Here is a 22,700-nt window from a genome sequence, read left to right on the forward strand (position 1 = left end):
CGAATATGAGCAAAGTCAAACTGAGCACCAACTTCGGCGACATCGTCCTGGAGCTGAACGCCGAGAAAGCCCCGATCACCGTTGCCAACTTCCTCGAATACGTTAAAGCCGGCCATTACGAAAACACCGTTTTCCACCGTGTCATCGGCAACTTCATGATCCAGGGCGGCGGTTTCGAGCCAGGCATGAAAGAAAAGAAAGACAAGCGTCCTAGCATCCAGAACGAAGCCGACAACGGTCTTTCCAACGACAAGTACACTGTCGCCATGGCGCGTACCATGGAGCCGCATTCGGCCTCCGCGCAGTTCTTCATCAACGTTGCCGACAACAGCTTCCTCAACCACAGCGGCAAGAACGTTCAGGGCTGGGGTTATGCCGTGTTCGGTAAAGTGACCGCCGGCACCGACGTCGTCGACAAGATCAAAGGTGTTTCGACCACCATGAAGGCCGGCCACCAGGACGTTCCAGCAGACGACGTGATCATCGAGAAAGCCGAGATCATTGAGTGATATTGCTGATTTCAGATTTACATCTGGAAGAGGAGCGCCCGGACATTACCCGGGCGTTTCTGGATTTGCTCGCCACCCGCGCCCGCTCGGCGACCGCGCTGTACATTCTGGGCGACTTTTTCGAGGTGTGGATTGGCGACGACGCCATGACCTCCTTCCAACGCTCCATTTGCCAGGCTCTTCGCGAACTCAGCGAGAGCGGCACACAGATTTTTCTGATGCACGGCAATCGCGACTTCCTGCTCGGCAAGGCCTTCTGCAAAGCAGCCGGCTGCACCCTGCTCAAGGACCCGAGTGTCGTGCAGCTCGCAGGTGAGCCAGTGCTGTTGATGCACGGCGACAGCCTCTGCACCCGCGATGAAAGCTACATGAAATTGCGCCGTTACCTGCGCAATCCCGTCACCTTGTTCGTGCTGCGCCATCTGCCGCTGCGCACCCGGCACAAACTGGCGCGCAAGCTGCGCAGCGAAAGCCGCGCGCAAAACCGGATGAAAGCCAACGACATCGTCGACGTCACCCCCGAGGAAATCCCGCGGATCATGCAGCAGTACGGCGTGAAAACCCTGGTCCACGGCCACACCCACCGCCCTGCCATCCACAAACTGCAGATTGGCGAGCAGGCGGCCAGGCGCATTGTGCTGGGCGATTGGGATCGTCAGGGCTGGGCGTTGCAGGTCGATGAGCAAGGGTTTCAGCTGGCAGCGTTTGATTTTGTGCCACCCTCGGTAGCCGCACTACCCCATCTGTAGGAGCCTGGCTAATCACCATCTGATCCAGCTGCGTGTAAGCCTTGACCCCTGCCCCGCCCAGATGCGTCAACGCCTCGCGGGTCGCCGGCTCAAAGGTATTGATGCTTTCAGTCAGGTAGGCGTGATGCTGATCGGCCCGGCGAATCCAGATCCAGGTGGTCAGTGACGCCGCGAAGCTGCCGCCCAGGGTCCGAAGGAACGTCGCCAGACCCGAGCCGTCGGCGATCTGGCTCGGTGGCAGGTCCGATAGCAGGATGGTCAGGGTCGGCATGAAGAACAGCGCCACGCCGATCCCCATGAACAGCTGCACCAGGGCGATATGCTGGAAGTCCACTTCATTGGTGAACCCGGCGCGCATGAAACAGCTTATGCCGATGGCCAGGAACGCGCCGCCCGCCAGCACCCGCATGTCGAATTTCGGTGCGTATTTACCGACGAAGGGCGACAGCAACACCGGCAAGATACCCAACGGTGCTACGGCAAAACCGGCCCAGGTCGCGGTGTAGCCCAGCCGCGTCTGCAACCATTGAGGCAGAATCAGGTTGATCCCGAAGAACCCGGCGTAACCCAATACCAGCACAATGGTGCCATAGCGGAAGTTGCGGTGGGCGAACAGCCGCAGGTTGACCACCGGATGTTCATCGGTCATTTCCCAGATCACGAAGAATGCCAGGGCGATCACCGAAATCACCGTGCCGACAATGATGAAGCTGGATTCGAACCAGTCAGCATCGTTGCCTTTATCGAGGACGATCTGCAAAGCCCCGACACCGATGATCAACGCGATCAGACCGACGTAGTCCATCGGCTGGCGACTGGTGACCACCGGGCGTTTTTTCATCTGTTGGGTAACCACGAACGCGGCAAACAGGCCTATGGGCACGTTGATGAAGAAGATCCACGGCCAGCTGTAACTGTCGGTGATCCAGCCGCCGAGGATGGGACCGGCAATCGGTGCGACCACCGTGACCATCGCCAGCAGTGCCAGTGCCATCCCCCGCTTCGCCGGCGGATAGACCGCAATCAGAAGGGTCTGGGTCATTGGATACAACGGCCCCGCCACCACCCCTTGCAGGACCCGAAAGCCCACCAGTTCAGGCATGGAGGTAGAGATTCCACACAGAAACGATGCCAGGACGAACAGCAGCGTTGCCCAGATAAACAGCTTCACTTCACCGAAGCGCCGACTGAGCCAACCGGTCAACGGCAGCGCGATGGCGTTACTCACGGCAAACGAAGTGATAACCCAGGTGCCCTGCTCCGAACTCACGCCGAGGTTGCCGGAAATCGTCGGCAAGGCCACGTTGGCGATGGTGGTGTCGAGCACCTGCATGAATGTCGCCAGCGACAGACCGATGGTACTGAACAGCAGGCTGGGTGGAGTGAAAGAAGCGTTATTGCTCATCGCGAATCCTTTGAAACGAAGCTGACGCTGCGACCACAGGGCTTTGGGCCGCAGCTGACGGACTGGCGAATCAGCGTTGGGCCGTTTTGCTCACGGCCGCGCTGTTGTCGTGGATTAACTGCGTAATCATCGCATCGGCTTCAGCCAACTGACGGTCATAGACGCTGGTGCTGAAAGAAGCCTTTTGCGGCGGTTGTTGCGCCAGCACCGGACCGCTCTGGTCGTGCAGATTGACCTCAACCTGAGTCGACAGACCGACCCGCAGCGGGTGCCTGGCGAGTTCTTCGGCGTTGATATGAATGCGCACCGGTACCCGTTGGACGATCTTGATCCAGTTGCCGGTGGCGTTCTGTGCCGGCAATAAGGCAAAGGCACTGCCGGTGCCCGCACCGAGGCTGTCGATGGTGCCTCTGTATTTCACGTCGCTGCCGTAGACATCCGTCTCAATGTCCACCGGCTGACCAATGCGCATGTCCCGCAGCTGGGTTTCCTTGAAGTTGGCGTCGATCCACAACTGATCCAGCGGGATCACCGCCATCAACGCCGTGCCTGGTTGAACCCGCTGACCGAGTTGCACGGTGCGTTTGGCGACATAGCCGGTGACGGGTGCGATCAAGGTGCTGCGGGCATCGCTCAGGTAGGCCTGACGCAATTGCGCAGCGGCGGCCTGCACGTCCGGGTGGGACGAAACCACGGTGTCGTCCACCAACGCGCTGGTGGTATTGAGTTGCTGTTGCGCATTGGCCAAGGCGTTTTGCGCCGAGGTCAGGTCATCGCGAGCGTGGGACAGCTCCTCTTGGGAAATCGCCCCGCCGGCCGCCAGATTTTTTCGGCGATTGAAGTTGTCCTGGGCTTTTTGCACCGCGGCTTTCTGCGCGCCAACTTGCGCTTTCATGCCATCGACGTTGCTGTACAGGCCGCGGACCTGACGCACAGTGCGGGCCAGGTTGGCCTGAGCGCTCTGCAAACCGACTTCGGCGTCATTCGGGTCGAAGTTGACCAGCACCTGGCCTTCATGCACCAGGTCGCCGTCATCGGCGCCGATGCTCACGACCGTGCCGGTGACCAACGGGGTGATTTCCACCACGTTGCCATTCACGTAGGCGTCGTCAGTGCTTTCACTCCAGCGACCGTAGAACTGGTGCCAGCTCCAGACGCCCAGCCCGCTGAGGACGACGATGACGGCCAACATCAGCAGCATGACTTTGCGCTTGCGCGAATTGCCGTCGTCCTGGGCGTTTTGAGCAGTGTTGATTGTTTCTTCAGTGGCCATGACAAGTACCTTGAATTATTCAGTCCGCGTGGCTGGGGTTGGGTTGGCCGCGGCCATGGTGTCGGCCTGAAACCCGCCGCCCAGAGCCTGCATCAGTTGAATCGAGAGATCGATTTGCTCGGCATTCAGGTTTGCCAGTTGACGCTGGGCCTGCAGCAGTTGCTGCTCGATGCTGAGCACGTCCAGGTAGTTACCGATACCGGAACCGAAGCGCTGGACCACGGTGTTGTAAGAATCCTGAGCGATGTCGGTGGCGTGTTGCTGCGCACCGATCTGCCGGCCGATGTCACGCAACTGGGAAATCGTGTCGCTGACATCCCCCAACGCTTTCACCAGAGTCTTGTTGTACTGCGCGACGGCGAGGTCGTAGTCGGCGTCGCGAGCATCGAGGTTGGCGCGCAAGCGGCCGCCATCGAAGATCGGCAACGACACGGTTGGCACAATATTGAAGAAGCGGCTCGCCGAGCCAAACATCGCGTCACCCAACAACGATTCGGCGCCGGCGGCCGCGCTCAAGTTGAGATTCGGGTAGAACTTTGTTTTACCTGCGTCGATGTTTTTGCTCGCCGCCTCGACCCGCCAACGCGCGGCGATCAGGTCCGGGCGACGACCGAGCAACTCGGCCGGCAGTGTCGATGGCAACGCCACGGCGCTGGCCTGAAGGATTTTCGGCCGGGCAATGTCGTTGCCACGATCCGGGCCTTTACCGAGCAGCACGGCCAGGGCGATTTTCGCGCTCTGAAGGGTCTTTTCGGCGTCGATCAACGTGGCTTCGGAGCCGGCTTCCAGGCTTTCGGTTTGTTGATACTGGTATTGGCTGTCGATACCGGAACTCAGCCGACGCTTGCTCAGATCAAGCATTTGCCGAGTGCGCTTGAGGTCATCGTTGGCCAGGTCATAGACGATGTGGGCCTGGCCCAGGTTGCTGTAGGCGCGAGCAACGTCGGCCGACAAGGTCAGTTGCGCGGCTTGCTGATCGACTTCGGCAGCACGGGCCTGGCCCAGCGCCGCTTCCCAGGTGGCACGCTGGCCGCCCCAGAGGTCGAAGGTGTAATTGAAACTGGCGCCAATACTGCGCACTGTGGAGTAAGTGCCACCCACTCTGGTCGGGTCCTTGTCACGAGCCAACCGCGAGCGGCTGACACTGGCACTGGCATCGAGGGTCGGCATCCGCGCGGCATCGGCAGCATAAGCGGCGGCGCTGGCCTGGTGGGCACGGGCGTCGGCGATCTGCATGTCCGGGCTGTCGTGCAGGGCTTCACGGATCAGACCATCGAGCTGTGGGTCGCCGAGGCTTTTCCACCAGTCGCTCTTTGGCCACGCTGCCGGCGACAGGGTTACACCGCTGAGGGATTGCCCAGCCTTCAAGGTTTTCGCATCGAGGCTCACGCCTTGGGTGTTCAGGCCACTGTAGCTGGCGCACCCGGCCAGGCTCATGGCCAACAGCACCAGGCTGAGGCCGGTACGCAAGGTTTTACTGCTCATTTGTCACCTACCCGCAGCAAGGTGATCGAGTCACCGGCCGCCAGCAAAATTTTCTTCAGGATCTGTTCCAGGGTTTTCAATTCATCTGGAGTGATGGCGCCTGCCAGTTCGTTCATCGCCTCGGCACCGATGTGTGGCAAACGGTCGGCCAGCTGCTGGCCTTCCTCGGTCAGCACCAGTTGCACCTGACGGCGGTCGCCTTCGGAGCGCTGGCGGACAAGAAACCCCTTCTGTTCCAGACGATCGAGCATGCGGGTCATCGAACCGCTGTCCAGGGACAGATGCCGGCACAACTCGGCCGGTGTATCGACGCCGAACTGGGCCATGATGATCAGCACCTTGAACTGCGCGGCGGTGATGCCGTGGGGTTCCATGTGCGTGTCGATGATCCGGTCCTTGAGCAGCGCAGCGCGCCCCAGCAGCAGACCGAGATGGCAATTTTTAAAATCGTCCGGCGTGAAATGTTTCATCTGACCACCAATTAGCTGCCTAGGCAGAGAGTCTGTTTCGAGATATTACTGCCTAGGCAGCGAATGTCAACGAAATAGTTAGGAGGCTTTGTAATCAGGTGATAAATGGCGGGTTTTAGGGCGAAGGGGTTATGAGCGATTGATGCTTAGAAGGGAGAGTGCTGAGTCACTGAAACCACGACTTGCGCGGTCATTGTGGCGAGGGGGCTTGCCCTAATGCCGGTAAGTTAAAGAATTATTGGTTCAACGCATTTCCCCGTATTAGAAATCCCGCTTGTAGAAGATATCCAGTGAACTGGCGATGCCGCTGGCGGCCTCCAGATAGACCTTCTTGCTCAGCTTGTAACGCAGCGCGATGGTATTGGCGGGCTCAAACACCCCAACCCCGTAGCGTAAACTGAGCTGCTCGGAGATGTTGCCGCTGGCGACCACGCTGGTGGTGTTGCCGCTGCCCTGAGTGTCGAGCTGGAAGTCCTGAATTCCCAGGTCCTTGGCCAGACCACCGGTAATACTCGAACTGCTCATCAGCCCCAGACCCAACGCCGCCTGGGCCAGCATGTTGTTGTCTTCTCCGGTGGTGCTCAGCGGACGCCCCAGAACCAGATAGGACAACGCCTGCTCCTGGCTCATGGCCGGCTCGGAGAAGATCTGCGTGGTTGGCTGCTCGGCGTTGCCGCTCAGGCGAATGCCGGCGATCACGTCGTCGGTCTGACGAATCGCTTCGATGTCCAGATACGGTTGATCGATGGGACCTGCGAACAACAACCGTGCACGACGAACGGTCAGGCGCTGGCCGTAGGCGCGATAACGGCCATCGTTGAGCCAGAGCTCGCCTCGGGTATCCAGGTTGTCGCCGATATGCACCTGACCTTGTAGATTGGCGGTCAAGCCAAAGCCACTGAAGCTGAGCTTGTCCTTACCCACCTCGACGTCGATGTCCATCGCCATGACCATCGGCGGCTTGCCCTCTTCGGTCTGATGGCCAACGATCACTGTGTCACCCGAGACTTTGACCGTCGACGGCGGCAACTCACGGATGGTGATTTCGCCTTTAGGCACCTGCACCTTGCCGGCAATCGCCAGCTTGTCGTTCTTCATCGAAATTTTCAGGTCCGGTGCCACTTCCAGCACCGCATAGGGCTCGACCGTGACCGGCAGCTGCGAGCCTTTGAGGCTCAAATCAACCACCAGCGCTTCGCCCCAGGCTACATTTCCATTCAATGTGCCCTGCCCGGTTTTGCCGCTTTTCCAGCCACCGTTCAGTTGCACGCTTTCACCGACGATCAGCGCCTGAATCTGCAGCGCCTCGAAACTGGTGGGCAATTCAGGCCCTGAGATTTCGCCATCGCTAAGGGTCAGGCTGCCATTGACCTGGGGCGCGAATAAACCGCCGGACAAACTGCCATTGCCGTTCAAATGCCCGGACAGCTTCTTGACCATCGGCACAAACGGCCGCGCCACCGATAGATCCAGACCGTTGAGCCGGAAAGAGCCGGTCAGCGGCTTGTTCTTCGGAAACGGGTTGACCTGCGCCTGCACCATCAGTTCGCCGAGCCTGGCACCGACGAAGTCGAGCTGGGTATCGATGCGTTTGGGGCCCAGGGTGCTATTGAGCTTGAGTGTCTGGTAAGGGAAATCCAGCCACTGGCCTTTTTCGCGCATACGCAGCGTACCGCCGCTCGCGTCGACCATGATCTGACCTTTCGGGCCGCTGGCCGGCAGATCGAGTTGCAGGTCGGCATTGAGCTTTCCCTGCCAGGCGAAATCCTTCGGCAACCATTGCGCCAGGCTTTCAATCGGGAACTGCTTGAGGTGGTAGCGCAACTTGGGCTCAGGCATCAGCCGCTGGTCTTCACCGCACAGGCTGGCTTGCCCGGACATCCAGCAATGAGCGGCAAAGGTCACTTTGCCGTCGGCCAGGCGTTCGAGTTTCGCCGGGTTCTGCAACTTCCAGTCCTGGCCGCCAGCCTGTATGTCACCACTGGCCAAACGTCCGCGCCAGTTGCCTTTATCCAGATTGCCGTCCAGCCCCAGCGCCAGCTTGAGCATCGGCCCCTGGAGGTCCAGTTGCAATTTCTGGTTTTTGACATCGCCCTGGCCGCTGGCCGTCAGCGTGCCCAATTGCGTATTTGCGGTCTGGATACCGCTGCCTTTGAGGTCGATACGCGCGCGTTGGGCGCTGTCGAGGCTGGCGTCCAGGTTCAGGCTTTGCAGGCGATTGTCGGCCATCACCAATTGCAGACCGTGCAGGCTCAGCTTGCCTTGCGGCGCTTTCAAGGTGCCGGTGAGATCAAGACGCCCATTGAGCTGACCGCGCAATTGCGGCCAGAGTTGGCCAAGGCGCGGCATCTGGATATCGAGCTGCCCGGCCAGTTGGTTGTGCAGGCTGCCCTTGCCGTTAATGCGGTTGTCACCCAGGCGAATATCCAGCGCACTCAGGCTCCATTGCTCACCGCCACCATCGGCCTTGGCCTGAAACACGGCAGGTTGACCGCGCAGTTTGCCCTTGAGGTCCAGGTCAGCATTCAGGCTCAGTTGCCGGTTTTTCATTTCGCCTTTGCTGCGCAACGGTCCAGCGAGATTGCCCGGCAACTCCGCCAGCCAATACGCCGGGTTGATCGCCGACAGGTCCAGCGCCGTGTCCCAGGCGATGCCATCGGCAAACTGCAGATTCAAATGCCCTTCGGCCTTACCCTGCCCGGCTGCAAGCTTGAACTGCGGCAAGAAGATTTTTGTCAGGTCGCCACTGAACGGGCTGCTCAGGCTGAACGCCCCCGCCGGGCCATCGAGCGCGGCCTTGAAATTGCCCAGATAGTTGCCATCGCGATAGGACACTTCAGCGTTGAAGGTGCGCAGCGCCACTGCCGGTTCGTCGATCAGCGGATAGAGCCGATGCCAAGGGAAGTTCAGCCAGTCGATCCTGGCTTCAACGCTGAAGCCCTCGCTCCAGTCCAGTTGCCCGGTAAGCTTGAGACTTTGCTCGGCGCTGGCACTGAGGTCCAGCGCGGCAATTTGCGCGCCCTTGGCGTCGACCTTACCTTGCAGCAGCAGGTCGACCGGCCCCTGCTCGGCAGGCAAGGTGGCTTTGCCCAACAGTTGATAACCGTCTTTCAGATCGCCTTTGCCGGTCAATTCGAGTTGATTGAGTTGCAGCGTGTCCGGCAAGTCGGCGCTGGCCTTGAAGCCATTCGCAGTGATGCGCACTTGAGCGGGCAGATTCTCCACCAGCGGTTGCAGCTCACCGGTCAATTGGCCTTGCAGGTAGCCGCTGCTGTCGGCTTTGAGGTTAAGGGTCTTGAGCAAATCGCCGTCGACTTTCAACGCCAGCGCCCACGGTGCGGTGCCCGGCGCCGGCAAGGTCAACGTGCCTTCAGCCGTCAGCGGCCAGTTACCGCTTGGTTGCAACAGGCCCGACAGGTCCAGGCTCAGGCCATCGCGTTGCAGGTGCAAGGCGTCGATCTGCAAGCCCTTGACCGTCCACCGGGCCGCCAGTTGCAAGCCCTTGAGTTGTTCGCTGCCGTTGAACAGCAGGCGGCCGATCTGCACTTCACCCAACTCGATAGCCAGTGGCAGTTTCAGTTCGGGCAGGCTGACGGGGCCGCTGCTCTCATTTGTACTCGATGGAAATTGCAGGCTGACCTGCTCGACGCGCAGTTGCTCGATGCACAAGGTCACGCGCGCAAGACACAACGGCGACCAGGCAAAAACCGGCTTGATCAGTTCGACCCGGCCGCTGTCCTGCTGCCAGAGCAGGTGGTCGGCGCTCCATTGGCCGCCCAGACGGCCCTGGAAATTGTCTACCGTCAAACCCGGTACCCGCCCAAGGGCCCACTGGCTGCCAGCCTGGGTTCCAAGCAACGTAGCCAGCGCCAGCAAAACGACCATCACCAGCGTAAGTATCGCCAGCAGCGCTATTTTCAAACCACGATTCAAAGCTCAGGCCCCATGGAAAAGTGCAACCGAATGCCGCCTTGGTCATCCATCGCATGGGCGAGGTCCAGACGCAGCGGTCCGACCGGCGAGACCCAGCGTACGCCGATGCCGACGCCGGTCTTGAGGTTCGGCAGTTCGAGTGTGTTGAACGAGTTGCCCTGGTCGATGAAGGTCGCGACCCGCCATTTCTCGGCGATGGAGTATTGATACTCGACGCTACCAGCGACCATGTAGCGACCACCGATGCGATCACCATTGGAGTTTTCCGGAGACAGGCTCTGATAGTCGTACCCGCGCACGCTTTGATCACCACCGGCGAAGAAACGCAGTGATGGCGGAACCGATTTATAGCCATTGGTGGCGCTGCCGCCGAACTGCACGCGCCCCAGGAAGCGGTGCTTGTCCCAGACGGTGGTCAGGCCTTTGAGCAGTGCAGTGCCATAGAGCAAGTTGGTGTCCGACGCCAACCCTTCCTTGGCCACCTTGGCGTCGAATTGCAGACGATAGCCATTGTGCGGGTCGACGCGGTTGTCGCTGCGCAAGTAGGAATAGCTGACACCCGGCATCAGCAAGTTGCTCAACCCCGAATCGTCGCCGAGGCGAAACTCTTCCCGTTGCCATTTCAGCGAGATCACTCGTTGCCAGCCGCCGGGCAGTTTGCTGTGCCACTCGGGACCGACCGTGAGCAGCTTGCTCAGGCTATCGGTATGGGCGATTTCTTCATATTGATAGCCCCCGGCAAAGCGCAGTTTATCGGTGAGCGGCGGGTCCAGCGGCACGTCATACCACACGCCGACGTTCTGCCGCGGTGCGGACACTTCGGTCTCCCAGCCGTAACTGTCACCCTGGGGGTTGACCCAATGCCGGGTCCAGTTAGCCTTGGCGCGCGGACCGACATCGGTGGAGAAACCCAGGCCCAGGCCCATGGTCCGTGGCTTGCGGGTTTCCAGCCGCACCGCCACCGGGATCACATCGTTGGCAGCGGCGGCGGGCGCGGCATCGACCCGTATGCCTTCAAAATAGCCGCTCGACTGCAACGACTGATTGAGTTCGGCGATCAGTTCGGAATCGTAGGGGGCGCCGGCCTTGAACGGCACCATGCGTTGCAGCAAATCTTCATCGAACGGTGTGTCACCGGCGAAGCTGACCTTGCCCAAGGCATAGCGCGGGCCGCTGTCATAGATCAGTTCGATGTCGGCGACACCGGCCTGGGGATCGACTGATAATTTCTGGCTGGTAAAGCGTCCGCTGAAAAAGCCATAGCGCGATGCCTGATTCTGGATCAGCCGCTTGGCCTCTTCATAATGGCCGTGATTGAGCACGGCGCCGGATTTCAGCTGATCGCTTTTCGGTACGCGGAAGGCTTTGAGGGAAGCTGCGGGGCCATCGATACGCAGGGTGACATTGCGCAGGTGCACAGGCTCACCGGGGTCAATGTTCAACACCAACCGTGGCGACTTGCCGCCGCTGACTTCGCTATTGATCTGCGGCTGATAGAAACCCAAGGCCTGGGCGGCCTTTCTCGCTTGCTCTTCGGCGCCACGACTGAAGCGCAACAAGGCTTCTTCGTCGCGATCGCCAAGGCCACCGATATAGCCCTCTACGTTGGCCTTCAGTTCATCGTTTGACGGTTTGATCCGCACATCCAATTCACTTTGTGCCAACGCCACACAGCTTGTGACCAGCATGAGCAAGCCGCTGGTGAATCTTCCTGGATACTTCATAGGGCACGGATGCTATCACGAGCTTGGGAGCGTGATAGAGCCCGGCAGTGACTGCAAAGCTCTACATTAAGCAGTTGCTGTTTGTAACACCTGCGGATTGGGGTGAAAAAACACATGCTCGCGGACAGGTCCTATAGCAACCTCACCAATCTCCTCGTAACCCTGACGCTTATAGAACTCCAGATAACGAGAGTCTCCGGTATCGAGCACCACGCCCTCAGAGTGCTCGTCTTCTGCGCACCAGTTATGCACCGCTGCCAGAAGTTGTTCGCCGAAGTGCTTGCCCTGGAATTGCGGGTGAATTCCCAGCAGCGGCAGGACGTGAACCGCATCGGACGGCAGGCAGGCCGCCACCGCCGCGTGATATTCCAGATAACGGCGCGTGCAACGAAACCCGGCGCTCAGCACCATACGCAGGCGCCAGGCCCAACTTTCGGTGATGCCCAGGCGGCGTTGCGGTGGTGCGATCAGGGCAATGCCGATCAGTCGGTCGTTGACCAGCAGGCCGATGGCTGGCAAATCCTGAAAGAAATGCTGTTTGACCAGTTCACGCACCGTTGCCCGGACCCGTTGCTCATAACCGGGTCGCTCTGCCTCGAACAGAAAGCCAAAGGTCGGCTCATGCCGGTAGGCCTGATACAGCAAGGAACGCGCTTCGCGGGAATAGCCGCTGTCGAGCATATGGATGTCGGCGATGGCTGTTGAGGTTTCAGGCATAACGAATGATCTCCCCTGGACGCGACTCAAAAGGCCCTCTCCCACAAGGTATAGACCAGACTTGGAGATTGTGGTCAACCCGCCGCGCAGGCGCGACACCTCCCCGCAACCGGTTAGCGCCCCATCTTGCGAACCGCCACGCTGGCCGCCGTCGGACTTGTCGGCTAGCATCGCAGTTTTGCCAGGACTGTCGACCATGAAGATCGTCTCGTTCAACATCAACGGCCTGCGCGCCCGGCCCCATCAGCTGGCCGCGCTGATCGAGAAGCACCAGCCGGACGTGATCGGCCTGCAGGAAACCAAGGTCCATGACGACCAGTTCCCCCTGGCCGAAGTTCAGGCCCTGGGTTACCACGTGCATTACCACGGGCAAAAGGGCCATTACGGCGTCGCCCTGCTCTCGCGCCTGGCACCGATCGCACTGCATAAAGGCTTTGCCAGTGATGAAGAAGACGCTCAGCGACGCTTTATCTGGGGCACTTTCGCCGATGCCAACGGCGTACCGGTGACCATCATGAACGGCTATTTCCCACAGGGTGAAAACCGTGACCACCCGACCAAATTCCCGGCCAAGCAACGTTTTTACAACGATTTGCAGCAGCTGCTGGAAACGCAGTTCAGCAGCGACCAGCCGCTGATCGTGATGGGTGACGTGAACATTTCCCCGGAAGACTGCGACATTGGTATCGGTGCGGACAACGCCAAGCGCTGGCTGAAAACCGGCAAGTGCAGCTTCCTGCCGGAAGAGCGCGTGTGGATGGCCCGCCTGAAAAACTGGGGCCTGGTGGACAGTTTTCGTCACCTGAACCCGGATGTCTCGGATCGCTTCAGCTGGTTCGACTACCGCAGTCGCGGCTTCGAAGACGAGCCCAAACGCGGTCTGCGCATCGACCTGATCATGGCCTCTCAAGGTCTGTTGCCGCGAATCAAGGCTGCCGGTGTCGACTACGATTTGCGCGCCATGGAAAAACCTTCCGATCATGCGCCGATCTGGCTCGAATTGAGCTGATCGCGCTTGATCGTTCCCACGCGCCGCGTGGGAACGATCTCACAGCTGCTGGCAAGCTGTCATATTGCAGCAACCTTACTGACTTATTCTCCCGGCACTTCCTTTGACCTTAGAAGGTGCCGGCCTGATGCTGCGCGCGCTGTTTGTGACGATGCTTTGCGGCTTGCTGTCTTTTCCGGTCTTCGCCAGCGAGCTAGCGACCCCGGACCATGGCCCTGCCCTGCGTATTCAGGGCTCCAACACTATCGGTGCCGCGCTGGGTCCGGCGCTGGTCAGGGGGCTGATGGAAGCGCAAGGCTTGCGCGAGGTTCACAACGTCATCCAGGGTAAAGACAACGAGCAGCGCATCGTCGGCAAAACCGAGCAAGGACGCCGGGTCGTGGTGGATATCGCCGCCCACGGTTCCAGCACCGGCTTTAGTGCACTTAAAACGGCGAACGCCGACCTGGCTGCTTCATCGCGGCCGATCAAGGACAGTGAGCTGGTCGACCTGAAAGCCCTTGGCGACTTGAAAAGCCCCGGTGCCGAGCAAGTGATCGCCATTGATGGGCTGGCGATTATCCTTCACCCGCACAACCCCTTGAACCAATTAAACACCGAGCAACTGGCACGGATTTTCAGTGGCGAGGTGAAAGACTGGGAAGAACTTGGCGGTACTGGCGGGCCGATCCACCTGTATGCACGGGATGATCATTCGGGCACCTACGACACCTTCAAGGAGCTGGTGTTGAGTCATCATGGCAAAACCCTGGACAGCGCGGCTCAACGCTTCGAATCCAGCGAACAGCTTTCCGACGCGGTCAGCCAGGATCCTCAAGGCATTGGCTTTATCGGCCTGCCGTATGTGCGGCAGGCCAAAGCCGTGGCGATTGTCGACGGCGACTCGCAGCCGATGTTGCCCCGCGCCAGCCTGATCGCCACCGAAGACTATCCGCTGTCGCGGCGCCTGTTCTTTTACCTGCCGCCCAACGGGCAAAACCCGTGGGCCAACGCGTTGGTGGCATTCGCCCAAAGCAGCAAAGGCCAGTCAATTGTTGCGGCCAATGGTTTTATCGCTCAGACAGTACAAGCGATGACGGTAGCGCCCAGCCCACAGATGCCTGAAGGCTATCAAGCCATCGCCCGCCTGGCACAACGGCTGACGGTGAATTTTCGCTTCGCCGAAGGCAGCGCCACCCTGGACAACAAGGCCCGGCAGGATCTGTCGCGGGTGCTCGACTATTTAAGGCTCCACGACAAACTCAATAAACACGTCACGCTGGTGGGTTTTGGCGATGCCAAGAGCGATACCGCGCGGGCGGCTTTGTTGTCGAAGCTACGGGCCATGGCGGTGCGACGCGAACTGGTCAAAAACGGTGTGGTGTTTCGCGAAATCCGCGGCTTTGGCGCCGAAATGCCAGTGGCGGCCAATAGCGCGGATGAAGGCCGGATCAAAAACCGGCGGGTGGAGGTTTGGGTGTATTGAGTTCTGGAAGTGCTGCATTGACTGGGCTGATGCTATCGCGAGCAAGCCCGCTCCCACATTAGATCAGCGTCGAGCACAGATTGTGCACACGCCGAAAATCCAATGTGGGAGCGGGCTTGCTCGCGATGAAAGCGACGCGGTCTTAATGCCCGCTACGCATCATCTCTTGGGGCACATATTTACCGATCTCGAACTTTCCGATCGCCGCGCGGTGAACCTCGTCCGGGCCGTCGGCCAGGCGCAGGGTACGCTGCATGGCATACATATAGGCCAGCGGAAAATCATTGGAAACCCCGGCCCCGCCATGGATCTGGATTGCCCGGTCGATGACCTTCAAGGCCACATTGGGGGCGACAACCTTGATCTGGGCGATTTCGCTTTTCGCCACCTTGTTGCCGACAGTGTCCATCATGTACGCCGCTTTGAGTGTCAGCAGCCGCGCCATGTCGATTTCCATCCGCGAGTCGGCGATCTTGTCGATATTGCCGCCCAGACGAGCCAGGGGTTTACCAAACGCGGTGCGATTCACCGAACGTTTACACATCAACTCCAATGCCCGTTCAGCCATGCCGATGGAGCGCATGCAGTGGTGAATCCGTCCCGGGCCAAGGCGACCTTGGGCGATTTCAAAACCGCGGCCCTCACCCAGCAGCACGTTCTCGTAGGGAACGCGGACGTTTTCGAACAGCACTTCTGCGTGGCCGTGAGGCGCATCGTCGTAACCGAACACCGGTAGTGGGCGGACAATCTTTACACCCGGGGCATCCGCCGGCACCAGAATCATCGAGTGCTGTTGATGACGCGGTGCATCCGGATTGCTCAGGCCCATGAAAATCAGGATCTTGCAGCGCGGATCGCAAGCACCCGAGGTCCACCATTTCTTGCCATTGATCACCCACTCGTCACCATCGCGCACTGCACGGGCGGCCATGTTAGTGGCGTCGGAGGAAGCGACATCCGGCTCGGTCATGGCGAAGGCCGAACGGATTTCGCCGCGCAAGAGTGGCTCCAGCCAGCGTTGTTTCTGATCTTCGTTGGCGTAGCGCACCAGGACTTCCATGTTGCCGGTATCCGGTGCCGAGCAATTGAACGGCTCCGGCCCCAGCAAGGAGCGGCCCATGATTTCCGCCAGCGGCGCGTATTCCAGATTGGTCAAGCCGGCGCCCAGTTCGGATTCGGGCAGGAACAGGTTCCACAAACCTTCAGCCTTGGCCTTGAGTTTGAGTTCTTCCATGATCGCGGTCGGCTGCCAGCGATCACCTTCGGCGACCTGGCGTTCAAACACCGCTTCAGCCGGATAAACGTAAGCGTCCATGAACGCGGCCACGCGCTCACGCAGTTCCTGAACCTTCGGGGAATAAGCGAAATCCATGAGCAGCTACCTTCTTCTAGGAGGTTGTTGAGGTCATGCAATCGATGCTAGAACAGCTACGAAAATTTACCTAACCTATTCTCGGCGTGTATTAACATTCATCACCGATATATGATCGGTTGATCGAAACCTAAAAGTAAGAGTGCCGCGCCATGAATCTGAGCAAGGTCGACCTGAATCTCTTCATCGTCTTCGACGCGATCTACACCGAAGCCAATCTGACCCGCGCCGGGCAAATCGTCGGCATCACTCAGCCAGCCGTCTCGAATGCTCTGGCCCGCCTGCGCGAGACCTTCAACGACCCGTTATTCGTGCGCACCGCCCAGGGCATGGTGCCCACGCCCATGGCGCAGAACATCATCGGTCCGGTGCGCAATGCACTGTCGCTGTTGCGCGTGTCGGTGCAGGAAAGCCGGATTTTCAACCCGGCGCAGGCGGTCAAGACCTACCGCATCAGCATGACCGACCTCACGGAAGCGGTGATCCTGCCGCCGCTGTTCCAGCGCCTTCGGCGTCTGGCGCCGACGGTGATCATTGAGAGCTTTTTGTCCAAACGCCGGGAAACCACCAAGGAGCTGGCCGCCGGTCGCCTTGACTTCGCCGTCGATGCGCCCCTCAACACCGACCCCCAAGTGCGCCACGTCAAGCTGATGGAAGACCGCTACGTCTGCGCCATGCGCAAGGGGCATCCTCTGGCGGGCAAAGAGAAACTCACCCTCGATGACTACCTGTCGTTGACCCATATCCATATTTCCAGCCGCCGCAGCGGGCTGGGGTATGTCGACCTGGCGCTGGGCAAAATGGGCATCCAGCGCAAAATCGCCCTGCGCTCGCAGCATTACCTGATGGCTTCGCAAGTACTGCAGCAGACCGACATGGTCATGACCGTACCGGAGCGTTTTGCCCGTCGACATGACCTGTATTCGGTCAACCTTCCGGTCAACGACGTACCACCGGTTGAAACCCACCTCTACTGGCACGAAAGCACCGACCAGGACCCGGCCAACCGCTGGATGCGCGAACAAATGATCGAGCTGTGCCAGCAGGTAACAGCGCATGAGAAGAAACTCGATAAAGCCTGAAAATCACGCAAACCGTGTAGGAGCGAGCGGTGCGGCGATCCGACTTGCCCGCGAAGAACGATGACGCGGTCATTCTGTTGCACCGTGTTGCTTTCATCGCGGGCAAGTCGGATCGCCGCACCGCTCGCTCCTACAAGAGACAGGTGCTTGACGTATACGTCAAGCAGCCATTAGCTTAGTGCCAGGACCTTTCTTGAGCGCTTCCATGAGCAGCCAGACTTACAGCATTTCCGACCTCGCCCGCGAGCTCGACATCACCACCCGCGCCATTCGCTTCTATGAGGAGCAAGGTCTGCTCGCCCCCGAGCGGCGTGGCCAGGAACGTATCTACTCGCCCCGCGACAAAGTCAGCCTGAAGTTGATTCTGCGGGGCAAACGCATTGGCTTTTCGCTGGCCGAATGCCGCGAGCTGATCGAACTCTACGACCCCACCAGCGGCAACCAGAAACAGTTGCACAGCATGCTGGCGAAAATCGCCGAACGTCGCGAGCAGCTTGAACAGCAAATGCTCGATATCGAACAGATGAAGCTGGAACTGGACACGGCTGAAGAGCGCTGTACCCAGGCGCTGGAACAAACCATCGAGAATCAGAAAGCCATTCAATGATCGTTCCCACGCTCTGCGTGGGAATGCATCCCGTGACGCTCTGCGTCACATCCAACAGCGGACGCGGAGCGTCCAGGGCGGCGTTACCACGCGGAGCGTGGGAACGATCACATTACAAAAACCAGGTGACCTCCTTATGTCTATCCCAACCCATGTGCGCCTCATCGAAGTTGGCCCTCGCGACGGTCTGCAAAACGAAGCCCAACCCATCAGCGTGGCGGACAAAGTGCAACTGGTCGACGCGCTGACCGCCGCCGGTCTTGGCTATATAGAAGTCGGCAGTTTCGTTTCGCCCAAATGGGTGCCGCAGATGGCCGGTTCCGCCGAGGTCTTCGCACAGATCCAGCGCAAGCCGGGCGTGACCTACGGTGCGCTGGCACCGAACCTGCGCGGTTTCGAAGACGCGCTGGCGGCCGGGGTCAAGGAAGTCGCGGTGTTTGCCGCCGCGTCCGAAGCGTTTTCCCAACGCAATATCAATTGCTCGATCAGCGAAAGCCTGGAGCGTTTTGTACCGATCATGGACGCCGCCAAACAGCACGGCGTCAGTGTGCGCGGTTACGTCTCCTGCGTCTTGGGTTGCCCATATGAAGGTCATGTGGCGCCCGAACAAGTCGCCTACGTGGCCCGCGAGCTTTACGCCATGGGCTGCTATGAGGTTTCTCTGGGTGACACCATCGGCACCGGTACCGCCGGCGCTACGCGCACAATGTTCGACGTCGTTGGTGCACAGGTGCCGCGGGAAAAACTGGCCGGACATTTCCACGACACCTACGGCCAGGCGCTGGCCAATATCTACGCCAGCCTTTTGGAAGGCATCGCGGTGTTCGACAGCTCCATCGCCGGTCTGGGTGGCTGCCCATACGCAAAAGGCGCCAGCGGTAACGTCGCCACCGAAGACGTGCTGTACCTGCTCAACGGGCTGGGGATCACAACCGGGATCGACATGGATCGCCTGATCCTCGCCGGCCAGCAGATTTGCGCGGTATTGGGACGCCCTACGGGTTCTCGCGTGGCCAAAGCCCGGAGCGCAGTGTGAGGGGGACGGGTGTGTCTGGGTGTTACCGACAGCTCTAGCCCGTATCAAAAACGAGTAACACGGAAACAGATGACCGGGTTCTGGCAGATTGGATTTTCTTACAAAACTACCAAACCATTGATTTTAAAGGACTTTATAAAGTTGGCATGGCTTCTGCTATCTCTATGGCATAACAAGAATAAAAAAATTGCAGCAACCCCAATAAAAACAAGACGTAACGACTCTGGCATAACAAAAACAACACGGCAGAGACGCAGCTAACAGATTTTTTTGGAGAAGGTGTGCTTTTCAGGGTGCTTTTTGAAGTAACCCGCAACCGGGCAGAGAACAATAAAACTACCTTCAGGTAGCTCCCGAACTGGTTGGATCGCTCAGCGAAAAAGCAGATCAGCGCTCAAAAAAATACGTTTGCTCTTGATCCCGGATGGGGATCGACAATAACAGCGGTAAAGGGCCACGGTTGCCAAAAACAACAACAGACCGCCCCTCAATAATAAAAAAAGAGCACGTAACAACAAATTAAAGGGGAGCTTCGGCTCCCCTTTGTGCTTTCTGGCTTCTGACGAAATCCCCCAGTGACCTGCAGGAGCGAGGCTTGCCCGCGATGGGAACACCGCGATCCAACGGCCTCCCCATCATCGTTCATCGCGGGCAAGCCTTGCTCCTACCGTTACTCGGCCTTGCCTCGCAGCTCCTCGATGCTGATCTCCCTCATCCGAAACTTCTGAATCTTGCCGGTCACGGTCATCGGAAACTCTTCGACGAACTTGAAGTAACGCGGCGTCTTGAAGTGCGCGATGCGTTCCTTGCACCAGGTTTGCAGTTCCTGTTCGCTGGCGCTGTGGCCGGGATGGAGCTTGATCCAGGCCACGATTTCTTCGCCATACCTGGCATCCGGGATGCCGATGATCTGCACATCAGCCACCGCCGGGTGAGTGAAGAAGAACTCTTCCAGCTCACGGGGGTAAACGTTTTCGCCGCCGCGAATGATCATGTCTTTGTTGCGCCCGGCGATGCACACGTAGCCTTGCTCGTTCATGCTTCCCAGATCACCGGTGTGCATCCAGCCGGCCTGATCGATGGCCTCGGCAGTGCCTTGCGGATTGTTCCAGTAACCGAGCATCACACTGTAACCACGGGTGCACAGCTCACCCACCTGACCGCGCGCAACCGTGTTGCCAGCCTCATCGATGATCTTGCTTTCCAGCTGCGGCTGGGTTCGACCGACCGTGGTGACACGTAACTCAAGATCGTCCGCAGGACCTGTCTGCAATGACACCGGACTGGTTTCAGTCATGCCATAGGCGATCTGCACTTCACTCATGTGCATTTCGCTGATGACCCGGCGCATCACCTCGATAGGACAGGTCGCTCCAGCCATGATCCCGGTGCGCAGGCTCGACAGATCGAACTCGGCGCGCCGTGGTTGATCGAGCATGGCGATGAACATGGTGGGCACGCCGTACAACCCCGTGGCCTGCTCTTCAGCGACGGTGGTCAAGGTCAGTAACGGATCGAAGGCATCACCGGGGTAGATCATGGTACTGCCATGGGTCACACACCCCAGGTTGCCCATCACCATGCCGAAGCAGTGATACAGCGGCACCGGAATCACCAGACGATCCGCGGCAGTCAGCCCGAGGCTTTCGCCGACCATATAGCCGTTGTTGAGAATGTTGTAGTGACTGAGGGTCGCGCCTTTGGGAAATCCGGTGGTGCCCGAGGTGTACTGGATGTTCACCGCCTGATCGAAATGCAGACTGTTTTGCCGGGCATGCAATCGTTCGGTCTGCACCCCGGCGCCCAACGCAGACAACTGTGACCACGGCAGGAAACCCGATGGCGGCTGCGCATCAAGGCTGATGACGCCGCGCAAGCCCGGCAAGCGTTCGCTCTGCAGCTGGCCGATGGAGTGTTCTGCCATTTCCGGGACCAGGCTCTGCAGCATGGCGTGGTAATCAGAGGTCTTGAAGGACCCGGCACAGATCAGCCATTGGCAGCCGGATTGCTTGAGCACATATTCCAGCTCGGAACTGCGGTAGGCCGGGTTGATATTGACCAGAATCACACCGATCTTCGCGCTGGCGAATTGACTGATACACCACTGGGCGCAGTTCGGTGCCCAGATTCCGAGGCGCTCGCCAGCCTGCATACCCAGCGCCAGGAACGCTCTGGCATGCAGATCGACAACCTCGGCCAATTGTTTCCAGCTGTAGCGCAGTTGCTGATGGCGAACCACCAACGCTTCTCCTTCTGGATACCGCGCTACAGTGTTATCGAACGCCTGACCAATGGTCTGCGCCAGTAAGGCTTTGTCCTGCGAGCCACGGGTGTAGCTCTGACTTGGGTAAGAACCTGGTTGATCCATAACGACCCCTATTGTCTTTATTGGCGGGTGTGTATGTGGGAGTCGGGCCTGCCCCAGTGCCATGTAGGAGCGAGCTTGCTCGCGATGGACGTTAACGATAACGCGTGTTTTCTGAATAAACGCGTCGCCCTTGAGTCCATCGCGAGCAAGCTCGCTCCTACACATCCCCTTACTGACCGCCTCGCTCCTACAGAAAGCCTCTCTACTCTCGCTCAAGTTGACGTTAACGTAAAGGGTGATTGACAGCCGCCCATCGCAGGCTTACGTTAACGTAAAGGTGAGAGCTGATCAGGCGCCCTCCACTCCTGACAAAAAGACCAAAGGTGACCCATGAACTACCCGACCCTGAACTTCGCCCTGGGCGAAACCATCGACATGCTGCGCGATCAGGTTCAGTCCTTCGTCGCCAAAGAGATCGCGCCTCGCGCCGCACAAATCGACATCGACAACCTGTTCCCCGCTGACCTGTGGCGCAAGTTCGGTGACATGGGGTTGCTCGGGATCACCGTGCCGGAAGAGTACGGCGGCGCCGGCCTGGGCTACCTGGCCCACGTGGTAGCCATGGAAGAAATCAGCCGCGGCTCGGCCTCGGTCGCCCTCTCCTACGGCGCGCACTCCAACCTGTGCGTCAATCAGATCAACCGTAACGGCAACCATGAACAGAAAACCAAATACCTGCCGAAACTGATCAGCGGCGAACACGTCGGCGCCTTGGCCATGAGTGAGCCGAATGCCGGCTCGGACGTGGTTTCGATGAAATTGCGCGCCGACAAACGCGGCGACCATTTTGTCCTCAACGGCAGCAAGACCTGGATCACCAACGGCCCGGATGCCAACACCTATGTGATCTACGCCAAGACCGCCCTGGAAAAAGGCCCCCACGGCATCAGCGCCTTCATCGTCGAGCGTGACTGGAAAGGCTTCAGCCGCAGCAACAAGTTCGACAAACTCGGCATGCGCGGTTCGAACACCTGCGAGCTGTTCTTCGACGACGTCGAAGTCCCGGAAGAGAACCTGCTGGGCGCCCTCAACGGCGGCGTCAAAGTCCTGATGAGTGGCCTCGATTACGAGCGCGTGGTGCTCTCCGGTGGCCCGACCGGGATCATGCAAGCCTGTATGGACCTGGTGGTGCCCTACATCCATGACCGCAAACAGTTCGGCCAGAGCATCGGTGAGTTCCAGCTGATCCAGGGCAAAGTCGCCGACATGTATACCCAACTCAACGCCAGCCGAGCCTATCTCTATGCCGTGGCCCAAGCCTGTGAGCGTGGCGAAACCGCCCGCAAGGACGCCGCCGGGGTGATCCTCTACAGCGCCGAATGCGCGACCCGAATGGCCCTCGACGCGATCCAGATCCTCGGTGGTAACGGCTACATCAACGAATTCCCGGCAGGCCGTCTGCTGCGCGACGCCAAGCTGTATGAAATCGGTGCCGGCACCAGTGAGATCCGTCGCATGCTGATCGGTCGTGAACTGTTCAACGAAACCCGCTAACG

General features: G+C 59.3%; 16 protein-coding genes and 1 pseudogene. 8 read left to right on the forward strand and 9 right to left on the reverse strand.

Translation table 11 applies throughout. The features are described 5' to 3' along the window. Nucleotides 1-5 precede the first annotated feature (5 nt). Together AC07W5_RS13990 and lpxH are read left to right on the forward strand one after the other, a co-directional pair. On the forward strand, nt 6-509 hold the full coding sequence (locus AC07W5_RS13990) for a peptidylprolyl isomerase (protein ID WP_495011527.1): 504 nt from the start codon (nt 6-8) through the stop codon (nt 507-509). Continuing rightward, a complete protein-coding gene (gene lpxH / locus AC07W5_RS13995; RefSeq protein ID WP_495011528.1) occupies nt 506-1,258 on the forward strand; it encodes a UDP-2,3-diacylglucosamine diphosphatase in 753 nt (250 codons plus the stop codon). Before AC07W5_RS13990 ends, lpxH begins: the two co-directional genes overlap by 4 nt. A 1-nt stretch (nt 1,259) precedes the next feature. On the opposite strand, the pseudogene AC07W5_RS14000 reads toward lpxH, so the two are convergent. From AC07W5_RS14000 to AC07W5_RS14030, 7 genes and pseudogenes are all read right to left on the reverse strand, one after another. Then, nucleotides 1,260-2,663 (reverse strand): annotated as a pseudogene (locus AC07W5_RS14000) (DHA2 family efflux MFS transporter permease subunit); the annotation flags it as partial. A gap of 70 nt (nt 2,664-2,733) precedes the next feature. Then, entirely contained in the window at nt 2,734-3,936 is a 1,203-nt protein-coding gene (locus tag AC07W5_RS14005) for an HlyD family secretion protein (protein WP_494995736.1), read from the reverse strand. Nucleotides 3,937-3,951: 15 nt separating this feature from the next. Beyond that, on the reverse strand, nt 3,952-5,421 hold the full coding sequence (locus tag AC07W5_RS14010) for an efflux transporter outer membrane subunit (protein WP_495023597.1): 1,470 nt from the start codon (nt 5,419-5,421) through the stop codon (nt 3,952-3,954). Further along, complete coding sequence (locus tag AC07W5_RS14015; RefSeq protein WP_495013617.1) at nt 5,418-5,891, reverse strand: MarR family winged helix-turn-helix transcriptional regulator; 474 nt, start codon at nt 5,889-5,891, stop codon at nt 5,418-5,420. The genes AC07W5_RS14010 and AC07W5_RS14015 overlap by 4 nt, the downstream gene beginning before the upstream one ends. A 261-nt stretch (nt 5,892-6,152) precedes the next feature. Then, nucleotides 6,153-9,824: a translocation/assembly module TamB domain-containing protein gene (locus tag AC07W5_RS14020; RefSeq protein WP_495023598.1), complete on the reverse strand. Its 3,672-nt coding sequence runs from the start codon at nt 9,822-9,824 to the stop codon at nt 6,153-6,155. Then, complete coding sequence (locus AC07W5_RS14025; protein ID WP_495023599.1) at nt 9,821-11,548, reverse strand: autotransporter assembly complex protein TamA; 1,728 nt, start codon at nt 11,546-11,548, stop codon at nt 9,821-9,823. The genes AC07W5_RS14020 and AC07W5_RS14025 overlap by 4 nt, the downstream gene beginning before the upstream one ends. Before the next feature lie 66 nt (nt 11,549-11,614). Beyond that, nucleotides 11,615-12,265, reverse strand: coding sequence for a GNAT family N-acetyltransferase (locus AC07W5_RS14030; protein ID WP_494995741.1), 651 nt, complete (start codon nt 12,263-12,265; stop codon nt 11,615-11,617). A gap of 196 nt (nt 12,266-12,461) precedes the next feature. Here AC07W5_RS14030 and xthA point away from each other — a divergent pair, with 196 nt between their 5' ends. Together xthA and AC07W5_RS14040 are read left to right on the forward strand one after the other, a co-directional pair. Beyond that, nucleotides 12,462-13,274 carry an exodeoxyribonuclease III gene (gene xthA / locus AC07W5_RS14035; RefSeq protein ID WP_495023600.1) on the forward strand — a complete coding sequence of 271 codons (813 nt, stop codon included), beginning with the start codon at nt 12,462-12,464 and terminating at the stop codon, nt 13,272-13,274. Between the two features lie 124 nt (nt 13,275-13,398). Further along, complete coding sequence (locus tag AC07W5_RS14040) at nt 13,399-14,739, forward strand: substrate-binding domain-containing protein (RefSeq protein ID WP_495023639.1); 1,341 nt, start codon at nt 13,399-13,401, stop codon at nt 14,737-14,739. 142 nt (nt 14,740-14,881) lie between these two features. Here AC07W5_RS14040 and AC07W5_RS14045 read toward each other — a convergent pair whose 3' ends face one another. Next, on the reverse strand, nt 14,882-16,111 hold the full coding sequence (locus tag AC07W5_RS14045; protein ID WP_494995743.1) for an acyl-CoA dehydrogenase: 1,230 nt from the start codon (nt 16,109-16,111) through the stop codon (nt 14,882-14,884). Between the two features lie 152 nt (nt 16,112-16,263). Between AC07W5_RS14045 and AC07W5_RS14050 the strand changes: the two genes are divergently transcribed. The 3 genes from AC07W5_RS14050 (at nt 16,264) to AC07W5_RS14060 (ending at nt 18,836) form a co-directional block, all read left to right on the forward strand. After that, on the forward strand, nt 16,264-17,193 hold the full coding sequence (locus AC07W5_RS14050) for a LysR family transcriptional regulator (protein ID WP_494995744.1): 930 nt from the start codon (nt 16,264-16,266) through the stop codon (nt 17,191-17,193). A 205-nt stretch (nt 17,194-17,398) separates the two neighbouring features. Then, a complete protein-coding gene (locus AC07W5_RS14055) occupies nt 17,399-17,800 on the forward strand; it encodes a MerR family transcriptional regulator (protein ID WP_494995745.1) in 402 nt (133 codons plus the stop codon). 136 nt (nt 17,801-17,936) lie between these two features. Continuing rightward, nucleotides 17,937-18,836, forward strand: coding sequence for a hydroxymethylglutaryl-CoA lyase (locus AC07W5_RS14060; protein ID WP_495023601.1), 900 nt, complete (start codon nt 17,937-17,939; stop codon nt 18,834-18,836). 670 nt (nt 18,837-19,506) lie between these two features. Here AC07W5_RS14060 and AC07W5_RS14065 read toward each other — a convergent pair. Then, a complete protein-coding gene (locus tag AC07W5_RS14065) occupies nt 19,507-21,204 on the reverse strand; it encodes an AMP-binding protein (RefSeq protein WP_495023602.1) in 1,698 nt (565 codons plus the stop codon). 330 nt (nt 21,205-21,534) lie between these two features. Between AC07W5_RS14065 and AC07W5_RS14070 the strand changes: the two genes are divergently transcribed. Next, entirely contained in the window at nt 21,535-22,698 is a 1,164-nt protein-coding gene (locus AC07W5_RS14070) for an isovaleryl-CoA dehydrogenase (protein WP_495023603.1), read from the forward strand. Nucleotides 22,699-22,700 lie beyond the last annotated feature (2 nt).

It is taken from the genome of Pseudomonas sp. GW821-FHT01E05, from assembly GCF_059422425.1.

Bases quoted from the DNA above. Each gene is read 5' to 3' on its own strand.
- AC07W5_RS14055 (WP_494995745.1), top strand. From the start codon at position 17,399: ATGAGCAGCCAGACTTACAGCATTTCCGACCTCGCCCGCGAGCTCGAC.
- AC07W5_RS14050 (WP_494995744.1), top strand. From the start codon at position 16,264: ATGAATCTGAGCAAGGTCGACCTGAATCTCTTCATCGTCTTCGACGCG.
- AC07W5_RS14015 (WP_495013617.1), bottom strand. From the start codon at position 5,891: ATGAAACATTTCACGCCGGACGATTTTAAAAATTGCCATCTCGGTCTG.
- AC07W5_RS14025 (WP_495023599.1), bottom strand. From the start codon at position 11,548: ATGAAGTATCCAGGAAGATTCACCAGCGGCTTGCTCATGCTGGTCACA.
- xthA (WP_495023600.1), top strand. From the start codon at position 12,462: ATGAAGATCGTCTCGTTCAACATCAACGGCCTGCGCGCCCGGCCCCAT.
- AC07W5_RS13990 (WP_495011527.1), top strand. From the start codon at position 6: ATGAGCAAAGTCAAACTGAGCACCAACTTCGGCGACATCGTCCTGGAG.
- AC07W5_RS14030 (WP_494995741.1), bottom strand. From the start codon at position 12,265: ATGCCTGAAACCTCAACAGCCATCGCCGACATCCATATGCTCGACAGC.
- AC07W5_RS14010 (WP_495023597.1), bottom strand. From the start codon at position 5,421: ATGAGCAGTAAAACCTTGCGTACCGGCCTCAGCCTGGTGCTGTTGGCC.
- AC07W5_RS14065 (WP_495023602.1), bottom strand. From the start codon at position 21,204: ATGGATCAACCAGGTTCTTACCCAAGTCAGAGCTACACCCGTGGCTCG.
- AC07W5_RS14045 (WP_494995743.1), bottom strand. From the start codon at position 16,111: ATGGATTTCGCTTATTCCCCGAAGGTTCAGGAACTGCGTGAGCGCGTG.
- AC07W5_RS14060 (WP_495023601.1), top strand. From the start codon at position 17,937: ATGTCTATCCCAACCCATGTGCGCCTCATCGAAGTTGGCCCTCGCGAC.
- AC07W5_RS14005 (WP_494995736.1), bottom strand. From the start codon at position 3,936: ATGGCCACTGAAGAAACAATCAACACTGCTCAAAACGCCCAGGACGAC.
- AC07W5_RS14070 (WP_495023603.1), top strand. From the start codon at position 21,535: ATGAACTACCCGACCCTGAACTTCGCCCTGGGCGAAACCATCGACATG.